This is a genomic window from Cognatiluteimonas sedimenti (genome assembly GCF_022808325.1).
Classification (GTDB): domain Bacteria; phylum Pseudomonadota; class Gammaproteobacteria; order Xanthomonadales; family Xanthomonadaceae; genus Cognatiluteimonas; species Cognatiluteimonas sedimenti.
Genome location: NZ_JALGCL010000001.1, coordinates 1,368,504 through 1,385,096 on the forward strand (window position 1 = coordinate 1,368,504; position 16,593 = coordinate 1,385,096).

Annotated in this window: 13 protein-coding genes; 3 read left to right on the top strand and 10 right to left on the bottom strand. The window is 71.2% G+C overall.

Annotated elements, in window-relative coordinates:
• The first annotated feature begins 59 nt into the window (after positions 1-59).
• On the top strand, positions 60-1,001 hold the full coding sequence (lpxL, locus tag MQC88_RS06455) for an LpxL/LpxP family Kdo(2)-lipid IV(A) lauroyl/palmitoleoyl acyltransferase (protein WP_243320069.1): 942 nt from the start codon (positions 60-62) through the stop codon (positions 999-1,001).
• A gap of 3 nt (positions 1,002-1,004) precedes the next feature.
• Here lpxL and MQC88_RS06460 read toward each other — a convergent pair whose 3' ends face one another.
• The 7 genes from MQC88_RS06460 to MQC88_RS06490 form a co-directional block, all read right to left on the bottom strand.
• The gene (locus tag MQC88_RS06460) at positions 1,005-1,904 is read right to left on the bottom strand and encodes a lysophospholipid acyltransferase family protein (RefSeq protein WP_243320071.1); all 900 of its coding nucleotides are present in this window, start codon (positions 1,902-1,904) and stop codon (positions 1,005-1,007) included.
• Entirely contained in the window at positions 1,901-3,241 is a 1,341-nt protein-coding gene (locus MQC88_RS06465) for an O-antigen ligase family protein (protein WP_243320073.1), read from the bottom strand. Before MQC88_RS06465 ends, MQC88_RS06460 begins: the two co-directional genes overlap by 4 nt.
• Positions 3,216-4,331 carry a glycosyltransferase gene (locus tag MQC88_RS06470; protein ID WP_243320075.1) on the bottom strand — a complete coding sequence of 372 codons (1,116 nt, stop codon included), beginning with the start codon at positions 4,329-4,331 and terminating at the stop codon, positions 3,216-3,218. Before MQC88_RS06470 ends, MQC88_RS06465 begins: the two co-directional genes overlap by 26 nt.
• A gap of 40 nt (positions 4,332-4,371) precedes the next feature.
• On the bottom strand, positions 4,372-4,578 hold the full coding sequence (locus MQC88_RS06475; protein WP_243320077.1) for a zinc-finger domain-containing protein: 207 nt from the start codon (positions 4,576-4,578) through the stop codon (positions 4,372-4,374).
• 200 nt (positions 4,579-4,778) lie between these two features.
• Positions 4,779-5,489, bottom strand: a complete 711-nt coding sequence (locus MQC88_RS06480; protein ID WP_243320079.1) for a pirin family protein — start codon at positions 5,487-5,489, stop codon at positions 4,779-4,781.
• A 4-nt stretch (positions 5,490-5,493) separates the two neighbouring features.
• A complete protein-coding gene (locus MQC88_RS06485) occupies positions 5,494-6,081 on the bottom strand; it encodes a YceI family protein (RefSeq protein ID WP_243320081.1) in 588 nt (195 codons plus the stop codon).
• Between the two features lie 60 nt (positions 6,082-6,141).
• Positions 6,142-6,747 (bottom strand): malonic semialdehyde reductase, encoded by a 606-nt coding sequence (locus MQC88_RS06490; protein WP_243320083.1) that lies wholly within the window; start codon positions 6,745-6,747, stop codon positions 6,142-6,144.
• 109 nt (positions 6,748-6,856) lie between these two features.
• Here MQC88_RS06490 and MQC88_RS06495 point away from each other — a divergent pair, with 109 nt between their 5' ends.
• Positions 6,857-7,840 (top strand): mitochondrial fission ELM1 family protein, encoded by a 984-nt coding sequence (locus tag MQC88_RS06495; RefSeq protein WP_243320085.1) that lies wholly within the window; start codon positions 6,857-6,859, stop codon positions 7,838-7,840.
• Positions 7,841-7,865: 25 nt separating this feature from the next.
• Here the strand turns inward: MQC88_RS06495 and glnE are convergent, their stop codons facing one another.
• Both glnE and MQC88_RS06505 read right to left on the bottom strand, forming a co-directional pair.
• Positions 7,866-10,688: a bifunctional [glutamate--ammonia ligase]-adenylyl-L-tyrosine phosphorylase/[glutamate--ammonia-ligase] adenylyltransferase gene (glnE, locus tag MQC88_RS06500; RefSeq protein ID WP_243320087.1), complete on the bottom strand. Its 2,823-nt coding sequence runs from the start codon at positions 10,686-10,688 to the stop codon at positions 7,866-7,868.
• Positions 10,689-10,970: 282 nt separating this feature from the next.
• On the bottom strand, positions 10,971-12,587 hold the full coding sequence (locus MQC88_RS06505) for a phytoene desaturase family protein (protein WP_243320089.1): 1,617 nt from the start codon (positions 12,585-12,587) through the stop codon (positions 10,971-10,973).
• Positions 12,588-12,697: 110 nt separating this feature from the next.
• On the opposite strand from MQC88_RS06505, the gene MQC88_RS06510 reads away from it, so the two are divergent.
• Positions 12,698-14,743, top strand: a complete 2,046-nt coding sequence (locus MQC88_RS06510; RefSeq protein ID WP_243320091.1) for a tetratricopeptide repeat protein — start codon at positions 12,698-12,700, stop codon at positions 14,741-14,743.
• A gap of 165 nt (positions 14,744-14,908) precedes the next feature.
• Here MQC88_RS06510 and groL read toward each other — a convergent pair whose 3' ends face one another.
• Positions 14,909-16,549, bottom strand: a complete 1,641-nt coding sequence (gene groL / locus MQC88_RS06515; RefSeq protein ID WP_243320093.1) for a chaperonin GroEL — start codon at positions 16,547-16,549, stop codon at positions 14,909-14,911.
• Between the last annotated feature and the right edge of the window lie 44 nt (positions 16,550-16,593).

The window sequence follows — 16,593 nt, forward strand, 5'->3', positions numbered from 1 at the left end:
AGCGAAGGCAGGGGGCTTGCCGGCGGATCCCGTGCCGGCGCGCCCGCTAGAATCGATCCATGCCAGGCCACCCCCCACCCGCCTCGCCGTCGCCGACTTCGGCCGGTTCTCCGCCGTTGTCGCCACGGCACTGGCTGGCGTGGCTCGGGATCGGCGCGATGGCGACGCTGGCGCGGCTGCCATGGGCGCTGCAGCGCGGGCTCGGGCATCTGCTCGGAAGCGCGCTGCGGCTGGCACTGGGATCGCGGCGGCGGGTCGCTGCGCGCAACCTCGCGCTGTGCTTCCCGGACCTGGAGGAGGCCGCGCGCGCGCGGCTGCTGCGCGCGCATTTTTCGGCCATCGGCATCGGCGTGTTCGAGTTCGCGCGCGCCTGGTGGGGATCGGTCGCGCCGTTGCGGCGCGGGCTCGTGGTCGAGGGCCTGGAGCACCTGGCCGCCGCTCGCGCCGGCGGCCGCGGCGTGATCGTCGTCTCCGGCCACTTCACCACGCTGGAGGCCTGCGGCCGCCTGCTCTGCGACCACGGCGTGCCGCTGGCCGGCATGTACCGCCCGCACGCCGGCGCGGTGATGGAGTGGGCGGTCAAGCGCGGGCGGCTGCGCTATGCCGCCGCGATGTTCGGGCGCGAGGAACTGCGCCCGGCGATCCGCCACCTCAAGGACGGCGGCCTGCTGTGGTTCGCGCCCGACCAGGACACGCGTCGCGGCGACAGCGTGTTCGTGCCGTTCTTCGGCCGCCCGGCCTTCAGCCTGACCTCGACCCACCAGCTGGCGCGGTTGTCGGGCGCGGCGGTCCTCGCGTTTGCGCACGTGCGCCGCGCCGACGGCGGCTACACGCTGCGCTTGTCGCCGGCATTCGGCGGGTTCCCGACCCGCGACGCCACCGCCGATACCGCACGGGTGATGGCGGCGATCGAAACCATGGCCCGCGCGGCGCCGGCGCAATACCTGTGGATCCACCGTCGCTTCAAGCGCCAGCCGGACGGCAGCGATCCCTACCGCTGACGCTCAGGCGTAGAGGTCGGGCTCGCCCGGAGGCCGCGTCTTGAATCGCCGGTGCACCCACAGGTATTGCTCGGGATGGCGCCGCACCACGGCTTCGAGTTCGGCCATGTAGCGCGCGGCGTCGGCCGTTGCGTCGCCGCTGGGCCAGTCGCGCCATGGTGGCTCGATCCACAGCCGATAGCGGCCGTCGGCCTCGCGCTGGAACCAGTACGGCAGCACGGTCGCATCGCCGCGTCGCGCCAGTTCCGGGATCGCCGCCAGGGTCGCGGCCGGGATCCCGAAGAACGGGACGAAGGCATGCTGGTAGTTGAAGTCCTGGTCGCCGGCGTAGGCCACCAGGTGGCCGCTGGACAGCGCGCGCAGCAGGCCGCGCACGTCCTTCTTGGCGATCGTGGCGGCGAACGCCTGGCGGCGCCCGGCGTCGATGAAGCGCTCCACGCAGGGATCGTTGTTGCGGCGCACGACGATGTCGACCGGCGCGCCCAGCGCTTCGGACAGCAGGCGCCCGCCCAGCTCCAGGTGCGGCGAATGCCCGGTCACCAGCAGCACCCCGCGGCCCCCGGCGCGCGCGGCGGCGAGGTACTCCAGGCCGGTGACGTCGACCAGGCCGCGCAGTGCCGTGGCCGGCGCGAACCACGCGCGCAATGATTCCAGCAGGCCGGTCACGGTCGCGCGCAGGGTTGCGCGCAGCAGTCGCCGCCGCGCCCGGGCATCGAGCTCCGGGAAGCACAACTCGATGTTGCGGCGCGCATAGCGGCGGCGACGGCCGAGCAGCGGCCAGAGCAGCCAGGCCGACACCACGCCCAGTCGCAACAACCAGGCCTGCGGCAGCCGCGCGATCCGCGCCGCGATCCAGCGCGCCGGCCGGAGCAGGCGACAGCGCCGCGTCGTTGCTTCCCTCACGGCTGGTCGCTGGCGGCGTTGCTGTCGCGCGCCAGCAGGCTACCCGCGTACAGCGCCGCCAGCAGCAGGGTCAGCCCGCCCCAGAAGGTGGAATAGAACGCCAGGTGGGTGTTGAACGGGAACACCGTCACTGCCAGAGCCAGCAACGCCGGTCGCGCGTGCGAGCGCGCCGCCGCACCGGCATAGCGCCATGCGCGCCACGCCAGCGCCAGCCCCGCCAGCCAGCACACCAGGCCGAGCACGCCGGTTTCGCTGAGGATCTCGAGCACGATCTGGTGCGCGTGCAAGGCCGGTCCAACGCCCCAGGCCGCAAGTTCGCCCGGCGCCGGATCGCAGGCCGGGAATGCCTCGCGGAACCCCCGCGCGCCGACGCCATTGACCGGGTGGGATCGCGCCATGCACAGCGCCGCACCCCAGATCCGGGTGCGGCCGGACAGTGCCATGTCCATGCCATCTTGATCGGCGGTCAGCGCGTAGGTGGTACGCACGATGCGCTCGCGCAGCTGCGGCACGCTCGCGGCCAGCACGCCCAATGCCAGCGCGCCGAACACGAACACGCCGGCAAGCTTCTTCCAGCCCAGCACCCGCCAGCCCGAGAACAGCAGCACCAGGCCATAGGTCAGCCACGATGCGCGGGCGCCGGCCAGCAGCACCACGATGCCGACCGCGGCCGCCACGACCAGCCAGCCGGCGCTGCCGAACCGCCTGGCCGCGGCATACAGCGCGAATGGCGACAGGCTGGCCAGCACGATTCCGAGCTTGAGGTTGCAGGGCCCGAGCACGCCGCTGAGGCGGTCCACGCGCGCGCCCACGTCGACCGCGCACATCGGATGGCCGCTGACCAGCTGCTTGAGGCCGTCGATGGCCCAGAACAGCGGGCTGGTCCCGGTCAATGCCTGCAGCAGCGCATCCACGGTCCAGATGCCGGCGATGGCGCCCAGGCCGCCGAACGTGACCCGGCGGCCGCGCGCATCGGCAACCGCGGCCGCGACCAGCCACAGGAATGGCAGGTAGCGCAGGTCCACCCCGGTCTCGCGTAACGCGCGCGCGCGGTCGACCGCGTCGAACGCCGACAGCAACTCCGGCAGCCAGTAGGAAAAGAACAGCACGCTGGTCAAGGCCCACGCCGGACCGCTGAGCAGGCGAGTGCCGCCACGGAAACGCATCAGCAGCAGGCGCGCGATCGCCGCGAGCGCGCCCAGCACCATCACGCCCTCCGCGTAACCCGGCGCCGGCCACAGCGCCACGAACACCAGCACCCAGGCCGGCGCCCAGCGCCAGCCCGCGGCTGGCGCCGCGGCGATTGCCGGCTCAGGGGTTGCGGACAAGTTCGTCATAGACCGCCAGCGTGGCTTCCTGCATCGCGCGCAAGGTGTCGGGCATCGTAACCGCAGGCGGCGGTTGCGCGAGCATGGCCTGCGCAGCGCGGCGCAACGCGGTTTCGTCGAACGGCGCGATCGCGCCGGTTGCCTGCCATCGGCGCAGCAGGTCGCCGGCGCCACCGTGATCCCAGCCCAGCACCGGGCGTCCGACCGACAGCGCTTCGAGCACGGTGCGGCCGAAGGCCTCGGGCTTGCGCGAGAGCTGCAGCACCAGGTCGCTGGCGGCGTAGGCCCGGGCGATGGCCGCGGTCGGCGGCGTGATCGCCAATGCGTCGGCGATGCACAACCGCAATGCCAGCGCCTCGAGTTCGGCGACATAGGCCGCGCGCGCCGGATCGCGCGCGCCGGGCAGCCACAGGCGCACGTCGGCGCCGTCGGCGCGCAACGCGGCCAGCAGGCGCAGGGCATCGGCGTGGCCCTTGAGCCGGGTGCCGCGCCCGGGCATCAGCAACAGCGGGCCGTCGCCGCCCAGTTGCGGATGCAGGGCGGACACGGCGGCACGCGCATCGCGGCCAGGCGACGGCGCCCGCGGAAACTGCGCAGGATCGATGCCGCGCTCGATCACGCGCAGCCGGGCCGGATCTGTATCGGGGTAGTGCCGCAGCACGTAGTCGCGCACCGTCGGCGAAACGCAGACCACGCGTTCGCCCGAGGCCATCACCGCGCTGTAGCGCGACGGCGAATTGAGGCCGTGCACGGTGGTGACGAAACGTGGCCGCGCGTCGGCGGGCATGCGCCGCAGGGCCAGCCGCGCCAGCCACGCAGGAAGGCGCGAGCGCGCATGCACGATGTCCACCTGCTCGCGCGCGAACAACCGGCGCAACCCCCCGGCATGGCGTAGCGCCAGCAACGACTTGCGGCCGATGTCCAGCGCCACGTGCTCGGCGCCGGTGGCCTGCAGGGCCGGCAGCAGGCGCCCACCCGCCGATACCACCAGGGCACGATGCCCGGCACGCACCAGGGCGTCGGAGATCTCGATGGTGGAACGCTCGACCCCGCCGGATTCCAGCGCGGGCAGCAGTTGCACGACGGTCAGCGGGCGCATCGGCCAGCGCTGCGCAGGGATGTCGCCACGACGCCCGGGGTCAGTCCACCAGCACGAAGTGGGCGCCGCAGTACGGGCACTGGCTTTCGCCGCCCTCGGCCTCGATCGCCAGGTACACGCGCGGATGCGAGTTCCACAGCGCCATCGACGGCAGCGGGCAGCTCAGCGGCAAGTCGGCGCGGTGCACCTCGTAGCGCTGCTGCGCATTGGCGGGCGCGGAGGCGGTGTGCTGGGCGGACTCGGCCATGGGCTGGGGATCGCGACGGACGGAAACCGCATTTTAGCGCGCCGCGACCGGCGCGCGTGGCGTCAGCCTGGACGGCGAGACGCGTCACGCGCGCGATCCGCCGGCCTGGCGCCGCCGTGGAAAGCGCGAGCCTCGGCGATTCCCGACGCGACCCGGGGAAATGCGCGCCAGAAGGCACTCACGCCCGCGGATGCGGCGTGCTACGCCGGCAGGTCGAACAGCAGCACGTCAGCGACCCCGTCGCCGCGGGCCGCCAACGTTCGGGGATCCGATTCGCCGAAGAAACCCAGGGCGTCGCCCGCGGCCAGCACCCGGCCATCCAGCTCGACCGCGCCCTGCGCCACGTGCAACCAGTATCGGCGCGCCGGATCGGGCACCCATTCGACGCTTTCGCCGGCGCCCAGCAGCGTGCCGCGCAGCCATGCCTGCTGCCGGATCGCGAGGCTGCCGTCGCTGCCATCGGGCGACGCCAGCGTCGCCCAGCGGCCACGCCGCGCCGCGGGGTCGAACGCGCGCTGCGCATACGCCGGTGGCGCGTTGACGCGGTCGGGCTGGATCCAGACCTGCAGGAAATGCACCGGCTGATCCTGCGAGGCGTTGAACTCGCTGTGCTCCACGCCGTGGCCGGCGCCCATCCACTGCAGCTCGCCCGGCCGCAGCACGCCGCCGCCACCGGCGTTGTCCTGGTGCGCCAACGCGCCGGCCAGCACGTAGCTGAGGATTTCCATGTTGGCGTGGCCGTGCGGCGGGAAGCCGGCGCCCGGCGCGACGCGGTCCTCGTTGATCACCCGCAGCGGGCCGAAACCCATCCACTGCGGGTCGTGGTAATGGCCGAACGAAAACGTGTGCCGGCTCTCCAGCCAGCCGGCGCGCACGTTGCCGCGCGCGTTGCCCGGGCGTTCGACGATCATGGCCTTACTTCGCTTCCGGTGCCGCGGCGCTGGCTTCGGTGGTGATGCGCAGCTGCACTTCATCGCTCACCATCGGCACGTACATGGCGATGCCGAACTCCGAACGCCTGATCGTGGCGGTGGCGTCGAAGCCGATCGTCGGCGCCTTGCTCATCGGGTGGACGGCGGCCTTGTTGAGCTTGACGTCCAGGACCACCGGCTTGCTGATGCCATGCAGGTCGAGGTTGCCGGTCACTTCCAGCCGGCCTTCGCCCAGGTCGCGCACGGACGTGCTCCTGAAGCTCGCCGCCGGGTACTTCCCGGCATCGAAGAAGTCGGCGCTGCGCAGGTGCTCGTCGAGCTTGGGCACGAAGCTGGCCAGCCCGGACATCGGCAGGGTCACCTGCACCGAGGATTGCGCCGGCGCGTCGGCGTCATACACGATGCTACCGCTGGCCTGCCCGAAGTTGGCGCTCGGGTTGGAATAGCCGAAATGGTTCCAGGTGGCGAGCACCACCGTATGGCTCGGGTCGATCGCGTAGCTGACGCCTTCGGCACTGGCGCCAAAAGCCGCCAACGCCAGTGCGCTGGCCAGCAGGATGCGCTTGGTCATGGGGGGAGTCTCCGTTTCGATGGCGATGATGGATGCGGCCGACGTAGCGGCCACGCGGGTTCACTCGATGCGGCAGGCTTCGTCGAAGCCCAGCCGCGGCGAGCGCGGGAAAATGCTGGCGCGGTCGCCATGGCCGAGGTTGACCAGGAAGTTGGAGCGGATGCGGGTGCCGGCGAAGAACGCCTCGTCGACCATGGCGTTGTCGAAGCCCGACATCGGCCCGCAATCGAGCCCGAGCGCACGCGCGGCCAGCAGCAGGTAGGCGCCCTGCAGGCTGCCGTTGCGCAGCGCGATGGTGGTCAGCTCGGCATCGGACTTGGTGTCGAACCAGCCCTTGGCGTCGGTATGCGGGAACAGCACCGGCGTCTTTTCGTAGAAGGACAGGTCGTAGGCGACGATCACGGTGCAGGGCGCCGCCATCGTCTTGCGGTAGTTGCCCTCGTCCAGCGCCGGGCCGAGCCTGGCCTTGGCCGCGGCGGACTTCACGAACACGAACCGCGCCGGGCAGGTGTTGGCCGTGGTCGGACCGAACTTCACCAGGTCGTAGAGCCGGTGCAACTGGGCGTCGCCGACCTCGCCGTCGAAGGCGTTGTAGGTGCGGGCCTGCAGGAACAGCTGGTCGAGGGCGGGCGCTGCGAGGGCGGACGGGGCAATCGAATCTGGCATCGGGCTACCTTGCGTGGGTCGGGGCCGGACGGACATCGGCAATCCGTGCAGTGTAGAGTGTCCTGCCTCCGGCAACAGCCAGCGCTCCCGCAACGAATTGGTCGCATGCATGGAACGACCCGCGCCCCCTGCTGCCCTCCACGCCCAGGCCGAAGCCGCCTGGTTGCTCAGCGACGGCCATGCCGGCAACGTGCGCCAGGCGCAGGCGCTGGCGGTGGCGCTCGGGATCGACGCACCGCGGGAATGGGCCCTCCAGGCACGCGCGCCCTGGCGCTGGCTGGCACCGCGGCGCCTGCCAGGCGCGGCATCGGCCTTCGGCACGGCGTTCGCCCGTGCCCTGTCGGAGCCGCCGGCGCTGGCGATCGGCTGCGGGCGCCAGGGTGCGCTGGCGACCCGGCTGGCGCGCGCGCGCGGTGCGAAGACCGTGCAGATCCTCGACCCGCGGATCGCCCCAACGCACTGGGACCTGGTCGTGGCGCCGCAACACGACCGCGTGGGCGGCCGCAACGTGATCACGCTGCTGGGCAGCCTGCATCCGGTCGACGACCTGTGGCTGGCGCGCGCGCGCGCCGATTTCGCGGTCATCGCGCAGTTGCCGCAGCCGCGCACCGCGCTGCTGCTGGGCGGCCCAGGCCGGCACGTGCGCTTCGACCAGGCCGCGCTCGACGCGCTGGCGACGCAGGTCGACGCGGCGCTGGCTCGCGACGGTGGCAGCCTGCTGCTCACCGCGTCCCGGCGCACGCCCGCGCCGATGCGCGCGGCCCTGCGCCGACACTACGCGGGCGCGCCCGGAGTGTTGTGGCTGGGCCCTGAAGACGGCGCCAACCCCTACCCCGGGTTGCTGGCCTGGGCCGATCGCATCGTCTGCTCGCCGGACTCGGTGAACATGGTGTCGGAAGCCTGCGCCACCACGGTGCCGGTGTTCGTGGCGGCGCCCGCGAGCGCCGGTGGCCGCGTGCGCGGTTTCCTCGATGCGCTGCTGGCGTGCGGCCGCATCCGCGCGCTGGACGCGGCGCTGGCGCCGTTCGCGGTCGAGCCACTGCGCGAGACCGCCCGCGTCGCCGCGGAAGTGCAGTCGCGGCTGGCATCGTAGCGGCGCGGCGAGTACGCCGATCGGCTCAGGCGTCTTCCACCCGCGTCCCGGCCCGGTCGAAGGCCAGGCCATGTGCGCGGCAGGCGCCGGCGATCGCGGCGCAGGCGGCCACGACCTGCGCGCTCGGGGCCACCATCCGCGGGCGCCGGTCCAGGGTGCAACGCAGGCCGGCGTCGAGCAGCAGCGCGTGCGAATGGCGCAACTGCGCGCAGGTCGCGGCGTCGAAGGTGCCGGCGTCGCACAGCGCGGTCAACAGCCCCGGCGTATCGCGCGCAAGCCGCAGCGACGGCCGCAGCGGCGCGTCGCGCAGCACCAGGTACTGCAGCAGGAATTCGAGGTCGACCAGGCCACCGGCACCCTGCTTCAGGTCCAGTCGCGCGGGGTCGGAACGGTCCAGCTCGGCACGCATCCTCGCGCGCATCGCGACCACGTCCGCGCGCAGCCGTGCGGGATCGCGCGGCTGCGCCAGCACCGAGTCGCGCACGCGTTCGAACTGCGCGCACAGTGCCTCGTCGCCGGCGACGCAACGCGCGCGCACCAGTGCCTGGTGCTCCCAGGTCCAGGCACGCTCGCGCTGGTAGTCGGCGAACCCCGGCAACGGCGACACCAGCAGGCCCTTGGCGCCGTCCGGGCGCAGCCGCACGTCGACGTCGAACAGGCGCCCGGCGGCGGTCATCGTGCCCAGCAGCGCGACGATCTTCTGCGCCAGCCGCGCGCACCAGCGCGCGGCATCCAGCGGCCGCGCGCCGCCGGATTGCGCGGCGGCCGCGGCTTCGTAGACGAACACCAGGTCGAGGTCGGACCCGAAGCCCAGTTCCTCGCCGCCGAGGCTGCCGTAGCCGAGCACCGCGAAGCGCGCATCGGCAAGCGACCCGTGCGCGGCCAGCATTTCGCGTTGCGCCAGCCGCAGCACCACCGCGACCACGGCATCGGCCAGCCACGCCAGCTGGCGCACGCTGTCCTGGGCCGGCTGGCGCGCGTCCAGGGTGGCCAGTGCGATGCGGAAACTCAGCGCCTGGCGGCTTTCGTTGAGCGCCAGCAGCGCGGCTTCGGTGTCATCGTGCACCAGCGCCGCCGCGCAGGCCGCGAACAATGCCTCGCGATCCGGCAATGGACCACCGACGCGCACGTCGAGCAGTTCGTCCAGCAGCAGCGGGTGCGCGGCCAGGCGTTCGCCCAGCAGCGCGCTGCGCGCAAGCACGTCGACCAGCCGCTGCAGCGCCGCGGGTTGCTCGTCGAGCAACGCGAGGTAGCTGGCGCGGCGCAAAATGTTGTGTAGCAACGGCAGCAGCCGGCGCAACGCGGCATCGGGCTGGGGTGACGTGGCGGCGCTGTCGAGCAGCGCCGGCAGCACCCGGTCCAGGCGCGCGCGTGCCGCATCCGAGAGCGCGCGCAGCGCCGGCGCGCGGGCAAGGTCGCGCAGCGCGCTGTCGCCGGCCGCGGCATCGGTAAAGCCGGCCTCGGCGAGCGCCTGGCGGTCGCCGGCCTCCGGCAGGGCGCGCCAATAGCCGGCCAGCGCCGCGGGCTCGCCGCCGCGGCGGCGGCGCGGCGCCAGCAGGGCGCCGAATTCGGCCGCGACCACGCCGCGGTGCAGGTCCAGCGCGGCGCGCAGGTTCGCCCAGTCGTCATGCCCGAGCGAACGCGCGATGCGCGTGCGCTCGAGCGGGTCCTGCGGCAGCGCGTGGGTCTGCGCGTCGCGCAGCATCTGCAGGCGGTTTTCCAGCCGGCGCAGGAAGCGGTAGGCGTCGCGCAGGGCCGCGCCCGCCTGCGCCTCGATATGCCCCGCCTGCACCAGCGCCGACAGCGCCGGCAGCAGGCGGCGCTCGCGCAGCGCCGGCTCGCGGCCACCGCGGATCAACTGCAGCGCCTGCACCAGGAATTCGATCTCGCGGATGCCGCCGGGGCCACGCTTGATGTCGTCGGCCAGTTCCTTGCGCGCGACTTCGGCCGCGATCGCCGCCTTCATCTCGCGCAGGCCGTCCAGCGCGCCGTAGTCGAGGTAGCGGCGGTAGACGAACGGCCGCAGCGTGCGCAGGAAGCGTTCGCCGGCAGCGGCAGCGCCGGCCACCGGCCGCGCCTTCTGCCAGGCGTAGCGCTCCCAGTCGCGGCCTTCGCGCTGGAAGTACTGCTCCATCGCCGCGAACGACCACGCCACCCGCCCGGCGTTGCCGAACGGGCGCAGGCGCAGGTCGACGCGGTGGCAGAATCCGTCCGCCGTCACCTCGTCCAGCAGCTTCGCCAGTTGCTGTCCGAGCCGCGAGTAGTACTGCTCGGCTGCCAGCGGGCGCGGGCCGTCGCTCTCGCCGTCGTCGTCGTAGCCGTACACGAGGTCGACGTCGGAGGAGAAGTTGAGTTCGCCGCCGCCGAGCTTGCCCAGCGCGAACACCACCAGCCGTTGTGCGTTGCCGTCGGCGTCGCGGATGACGCCATGGCGTTCGACGAAATCCATTTCCAGCGCCGCCAGCCCGGCCTGCAGGCAGCATTCGGCCAGCGCGGTGGTGCCGGCGAGCGTGGCGTCGACCGCGTCCAGCCCGAGCACGTCGCGCCACACCAGCCGGGTGGACTCGGCGGCGCGATGGCGGCGCAGCAGCGCCTGCCAGTCGCCACGATTGCCGGGGTCCAGGGGCGGCAACGCGAATGCGTGCGCCTGGCCCTCGAGCAAGGTCGACAGCAACGACGGTTGCCGCGCCAGGGTGGCGATGGCGAAGTCGCTGGCGATCGCGACACGCGCCACCTGCGCTGCGACGGCGTCGTCATCGAGTTGCGCCGACAGCAGCGGCGAGGCGGCGCGCAGGCGCTGCAGCGCGCGTTCGGCGGTGGCGGCCAGTTCGGCGTCGGAAGCAGTCATCACGTGGATTCTTGCATCTGTCCACTATCCGCCCCCAACGCAGCTGGAGGTTCCGGCTTTCGGATGGTTCCTTCCCCGACCGGCCAGTCCATCCTGGCGAAGCAGGGGCCCGCCCCTGGGCCGGGCAAATAAAAAGCCCGCCCCGGACGAACCGGTTGCGGGCCTGCTCCCTCCCCCACGTCGGGATGCAGGGCCATCGTGAAGGAATCGTTATTCCGGATGCACGCTGCAGTGCAAAAAAGAACTAAACGGTTCAGGAACCCGCACGCATCCGCCGCTCGATCACCGGGGCCGCGGCCCCTTTCGCAGGTCGCGCAGGATCTCGCGCGCGGCATTGCGCCCCGGCAAGCCGGTGACACCGCCGCCGGGATGTGTACCGGACCCGCACAGGTACAGGCCCTTGAAGGCGCCGCGGTAAGCGCCCTGCCCCAGCAGCGGGCGCGCGCTGAACATCTGGTCCAGGCCCAGTGCGCCGTGGAAGATGTCGCCGCCGACCAGGCCGATGCGCCGTTCCAGGTCGAGCGGGCTCAAGGCCTCGTAGCCGAGCACGCTGCGCGCGAAGTTGGGGGCATGGGCATCGACGGTGTCGATCATCAGCTTCGCCACGGTGTCGCGGTGCGCGTCCCAACCGCCGTCCACGTCCGGGTTGACCTGCTGGCAGAACAGGCTGGCGACATGCTGGCCGGGCGGCGCGAGGGTGTCGTCAAGGGTGGAGGAGATCACCACTTCGACAATGGGTTGTCGCGCCCAGCCCGGGTTGTGCGCCTTCGACTTGGCGTCGAAGTAGGCCTGTTCGAAATACCGCAGCGACGGCCCGACCAGGATCCCGCTCTGGTGGTGCGGCTGCAGTTGCGTGCCGGGCATCGCGCTGAAATCCGGCAATTCGCTCAGCGCGACGTTCATGCGGAAGGTGCCGGAACCGCAGCGATAGCGTTCGATGCGCTGGGCGGTGTCGTCGTCCAGTTGCGCGCGTTCGACCAGGCGCGCGTACAGCAGCTTCGGATTGAGGTTGCTGGCGACGATGCCGGCGCGCAGCTCGCGGCCGTCGGCCAGCACGACCCCGGTTGCCTTGCCGTTTTCCACCAGCAACCTCGCCACCTCGGCACCGGTTTCGATCGCCACGCCGCGCGCTTCGCACTCCTTGCGCATCGCCTGGGTGATCGCGCCCATGCCGCCGATGGCGTGGCCCCAGGTACCGGGCTTGCCGTTGACCTCGCCGAACAGGTGGTGCAGCAGCACGTAGGCGCTGCCCGGCGTGTACGGGCTGGCGAAATTGCCCACGACCGAATCCCAGCCCAGCGCCGCCTTCAGCGGTTCGCCTTCGAAGTAGTGGTCGAGCAGTTCGCCGGCGGACTTGGTGAACAGGTCGAGCAGGTCGCGGCGGCCGCGCAGGTCGAGGTGCTGCAGCCGCTTCGCCACCGCATACGACTGCAGCCAGTCGCCGAAGGCGATGCGGTCGCCGACGTTGGGCGGGGTCAGGTGCACCAGTTCGCGCAACACCGCGACCACACGGTCGAGCATCGCGTTGTAGTCGCCCCAGCGGGCGACGTCGCGCTGCGAGAACTTCGCGATCTCGGCCTCGGTCAGGCCACCGCCGAGGCGGAAACAGCGCCCGTCCGGCAGCGGCAGGAAGTTGGAGTACGGGCGTTCGACGATGCGCAGGCCGTGTTCATGCAGGCGCAGGTCGCGGATGACCTTCGGGTTGAGCAGGCTGACGGTATAGCTGGCGGTCGAATTGCGGAAGCCGGGATGGAATTCCTCGGTGACCGCCGCGCCGCCGACGATCGCGCGGCGCTCCAGCACCCGCACCTTGAGCCCGGCGCCGGCGAGATACGCCGCGCACACCAGGCCGTTGTGGCCACCGCCGATGACCAGGACATCGCTGTTGTCGTCGCGCATGCCCGGATTGTAGCGGCGCCCGAGCGGCCACCGCAGCGGGCTCGATCCATGGGCAACTGGTCCTGGCGTGGCCGCCAGCCGCCGGCGCGCGCGTTGGACCGGCGATGGACATGACCGCACGCCGCTGGTCCGGCATCGCCCTGCTGGTGCTCATCGCGCTGCTTGCGGTGGCGCGCTCGTCGCTCGGGACGCGCCTGGACAGCTTCACCGTCGACGAACCCTGGCACATCGTCGCCGGCACCAGCTACGCGCGCGGCGGAGACTTCACCCTCAACCCCGAGCATCCGCCGCTGGCCAAGCTGTGGGTCGGCGCGGGCATGCCTGGCGACTTCCGCGTGCAGCAGCGGCCGCCGCTGTCGGAGAAGACGCAGGAACGCGAGTGGGTCGAGAAGACGATGTTCTTCGGCAACGACGCGGCCGCCGCGCAACAGCATGCGCGTCGTGCGATGTGGGCCTTCCACGGCGTGTTGCTGCTGGCGCTGGGACTGCTGGCATGGCGCGCGTTCGGGCTGGCGTGGGCCGCCGGCACGCTCGCCTTCCTGGCGATCGACCCGACCGTGGGCGCGCACCTGCCGGTGGTCATGACCGACCTGCCGCTGGCGCTGGCGTTGATGATCGCCGCGCTGTGCGCGGGCCTGCTGGCCAGTGGCTGGCGCTGGCGCTGGGTGGCGGGCTGCGGATTGGCGGTCGGGATCGCCCTGGGCGCCAAGCATTCGGCCCTTGCGGGGCTGGCAGGATTGGGCTTGGGGCTGCTGGTCGTTGCGCTGCTGGGGTGGCGGGGCGGTGGCGCGCGCGAGGCCGGCACGCGCCTGCTGAAACTGCTGGCCTGCGGGCTGCTCGCCGTGGCGGTGCTGTGGGCGCAGTACGGCTTTCGCTTCCACGCCGCGCCCAACGGCAGTGATGCCTTCAACCGGCCGATGCCGGAGAAGATCGCCGAACTGCGCCTGCCGCACTGGCGCGGCGCGATCGCCTTCGCGGATGAATACCACTTGCTGCCGCGAGCCTATCTCTGGGGCCTGGCGGACACCGTGCGCACCGGTGTCGAAGGCCGCAGCATCGGCATGCACTTCGTCTGGGGCAAGGTGCATTACGGCAACCCGCCGTGGTTCAGCTGGCCGGCGATCGTGTTGTCGAAATTGCCGTTGGCGTTGCTGTTGCTGGCGCTGGCGGCGGTGCCGTTGTTGCTGCGCACGACGCTGCCCGTCGCCGCGCGCTGGAGCCTGGCCGCGGTGCTTGCCGCATGCGGTTTCCACATGGCCGCGCTGCTCGGATCCGGCGGCATCTGGGGCGGGGTGCGACACGCGCTGCCGGTGATCGCCGGCGCAGCGGTGCTGGCGGGCGGCGCACTTGCGTTCGCGTGGCAGCGGCGCTCCCGCCCCATGCTCGCAGGCGTGGCGGCGCTGTACCTCGCGGCGGTCGGGATGACCGTGCGCGAACCGCGCCTGTGGGAGTACCACAACGAACTGGTGCGCGGCACCGGCAACGCCTATCGCTATTTCGGCAACGAAGGCCTCGACCTGGGCCAGCGTTTCGGCGAGGTACGCGCGTTCCACGATCGCGTGATCGCGCCTTCCGGCGAGTCGCTATACGTGAATTACTGGATGGGCGAGCAGCAGATCCGGGCCGCGCACATGAAGTTCCGCAAGCCGGTCGAGCGCCTGGACGACACCAATATCGACGGGATCTACAACGGCTGGTTCGTGTATCCGATGAGCGACACCTTGCCTTGGCCGCAGTGGGACTGGGACCCGGCGGTGGTGTTCAAGGACATGCGGATGGTCGCCCGCTTCGGCCATGTCGGCATCTGGCATGGCACGCTGCGCAGGCCGCAGACGCGCGCCGGCGCCCTCGCCTCCAGGGTGTCCGACTACATCTACAAGGAAAATGGCGACGACTGGGCACTGGTGGCGACGCGGCTGGAGGAAGTGGTCGCGCAGATGCCGCAGAAGGTCGACGCCGGCGTCGAACTGGGCAACGCCTACCTGCGCCTGGGCCGGCGCGATGAAGCCATCGCCGCCTACCGCCGCCTGCTCGAGCAGGACAAGGTGCCGGTCGAACCGATGCTGGCGGCGCAGCTGCAGTCGCACATCGACCTGGTGGCGGCGGCCGCCGACCCGGCCGCAATCGCACCGATGCGCAATCCCTGGCTTGAGTAAGGCCCTTCGAGTCCGGGCCTGCGGCCCTGCGCGCTGGAAGCACGGGAACCTTTTCCCGGCCTCCATCCATGCAAAAGAAAAGCCCCGCATCGCTGCGGGGCTCTTCGTGTCGCGGTGTCCCTCGGCGCCGGGCCTGCGGCCCGGCGCTGGAAGAACGGTGGATGATCAGAAATCCATCCCGCCCATGCCGCCCATGCCGCCGCCGGCCGGCATCGCCGGCTCGTCCTTCTTCGGCAGCTCGGCGACCATCGCCTCGGTGGTGATCATCAGGCCGGCGATCGAGGCCGCGTTCTGCAGCGCAGAACGGGTGACCTTGGTCGGGTCCAGGATGCCGAACTCGATCATGTCGCCGAACTCGCCGTTGGCGGCGTTGTAGCCGAAGTTGCCCTTGCCGTCCTTGACCCGGTTCAGCACCACCGACGGCTCTTCGCCGGCGTTGGTCACGATCTCGCGCAGCGGGGCTTCCATGGCGCGCAGGGCGATCACGATGCCGTGGTTCTGGTCTTCGTTGGCGCCCTTGAGCTCGCCGATGGCCTGCAGCGCGCGCACCAGGGCGACGCCGCCGCCCGGGACCACGCCTTCTTCGACCGCGGCGCGGGTCGCGTGCAGCGCATCTTCCACGCGCGCCTTCTTTTCCTTCATCTCGATCTCGGTCGAGGCACCGACCTTGATCACGGCGACGCCACCGGCCAGCTTGGCCACGCGCTCCTGCAGCTTCTCGCGGTCGTAGTCCGAGGAGGTCTCCTCGATCTGCGCCTTGATCTGCTTGATGCGCGCCTCGATGCCGCTGGTTTCGCCGGCGCCGTCGATGATGGTGGTGTTTTCCTTGCTGACCTGGATCTTCTTGGCGCGGCCGAGATCCTTGATCGTGGCCTTCTCCAGCGACAGGCCGACTTCCTCGGAGATCACCGTGCCGCCGGTCAGGGTGGCCATGTCTTCCAGCATCGCCTTGCGACGGTCGCCGAAGCCAGGCGCCTTGACCGCGCACACCTTGACGATGCCGCGGATGGTGTTGACGACCAGCGTGGCCAGGGCCTCGCCCTCGACTTCCTCGGCGACGATCAGCAGCGGCTTGCCCGACTTGGCGACGCCTTCCAGCACCGGCAGCAGGTCGCGCACGTTGGAGATCTTCTTGTCGTGCAGCAGGATGTACGGGTCGTCCAGCTCGGCCGACATCGACTGCTGGTTGTTGATGAAGTACGGCGACAGGTAGCCGCGGTCGAACTGCATGCCCTCGACCACGTCCAGCTCGTTCTCCAGGCCCGAGCCTTCCTCGACCGTGATCACGCCTTCCTTGCCGACCTTCTTCATCGCGTCGGCGATGATGGTGCCGATGGATTCATCGGAGTTGGCCGAGATGGTGCCGACCTGGGCGATGGCCTTGTCGTCGGCGGTGGGCTTGGACAGCTTCTTCAGTTCGGCGACGGCGGCCACCACGGCCTTGTCGATGCCGCGCTTGAGGTCCATCGGGTTCATGCCGGCGGCGACCGCCTTGGAACCTTCGCGGATCAGCGCCTGCGCCAGCACGGTGGCGGTGGTGGTGCCGTCACCGGCGTTGTCGGAGGTCTTGGACGCGACTTCCTTCAGCATCTGCGCGCCCATGTTCTCGAACTTGTCGGCCAGCTCGATCTCCTTGGCGACGGACACGCCGTCCTTGGTGATCGTCGGCGCGCCGTAGCTCTTCTCGAGCACGACGTTGCGGCCCTTCGGGCCGAGCGTTGCCTTGACGGCATTGGCGAGGGTGTTGACGCCGCGCACCATCTTGGAGCGCGCGTCCTCGCCGAAACGGATTTCCTTGGCAGCCATTGCAGTTACCTCAAGAGAATTTCAGGAATTGTTCGAAGGATCGA

Coding starts and splice junctions, on each gene's coding strand:
- lpxL (WP_243320069.1), top strand. CDS start 60: ATGCCAGGCCACCCCCCACCCGCCTCGCCGTCGCCGACTTCGGCCGGT.
- MQC88_RS06465 (WP_243320073.1), bottom strand. CDS start 3,241: ATGACGAACTTGTCCGCAACCCCTGAGCCGGCAATCGCCGCGGCGCCA.
- MQC88_RS06470 (WP_243320075.1), bottom strand. CDS start 4,331: ATGCGCCCGCTGACCGTCGTGCAACTGCTGCCCGCGCTGGAATCCGGC.
- MQC88_RS06475 (WP_243320077.1), bottom strand. CDS start 4,578: ATGGCCGAGTCCGCCCAGCACACCGCCTCCGCGCCCGCCAATGCGCAG.
- MQC88_RS06480 (WP_243320079.1), bottom strand. CDS start 5,489: ATGATCGTCGAACGCCCGGGCAACGCGCGCGGCAACGTGCGCGCCGGC.
- MQC88_RS06485 (WP_243320081.1), bottom strand. CDS start 6,081: ATGACCAAGCGCATCCTGCTGGCCAGCGCACTGGCGTTGGCGGCTTTT.
- MQC88_RS06490 (WP_243320083.1), bottom strand. CDS start 6,747: ATGCCAGATTCGATTGCCCCGTCCGCCCTCGCAGCGCCCGCCCTCGAC.
- MQC88_RS06495 (WP_243320085.1), top strand. CDS start 6,857: ATGGAACGACCCGCGCCCCCTGCTGCCCTCCACGCCCAGGCCGAAGCC.
- glnE (WP_243320087.1), bottom strand. CDS start 10,688: ATGACTGCTTCCGACGCCGAACTGGCCGCCACCGCCGAACGCGCGCTG.
- MQC88_RS06505 (WP_243320089.1), bottom strand. CDS start 12,587: ATGCGCGACGACAACAGCGATGTCCTGGTCATCGGCGGTGGCCACAAC.
- MQC88_RS06510 (WP_243320091.1), top strand. CDS start 12,698: ATGACCGCACGCCGCTGGTCCGGCATCGCCCTGCTGGTGCTCATCGCG.
- groL (WP_243320093.1), bottom strand. CDS start 16,549: ATGGCTGCCAAGGAAATCCGTTTCGGCGAGGACGCGCGCTCCAAGATG.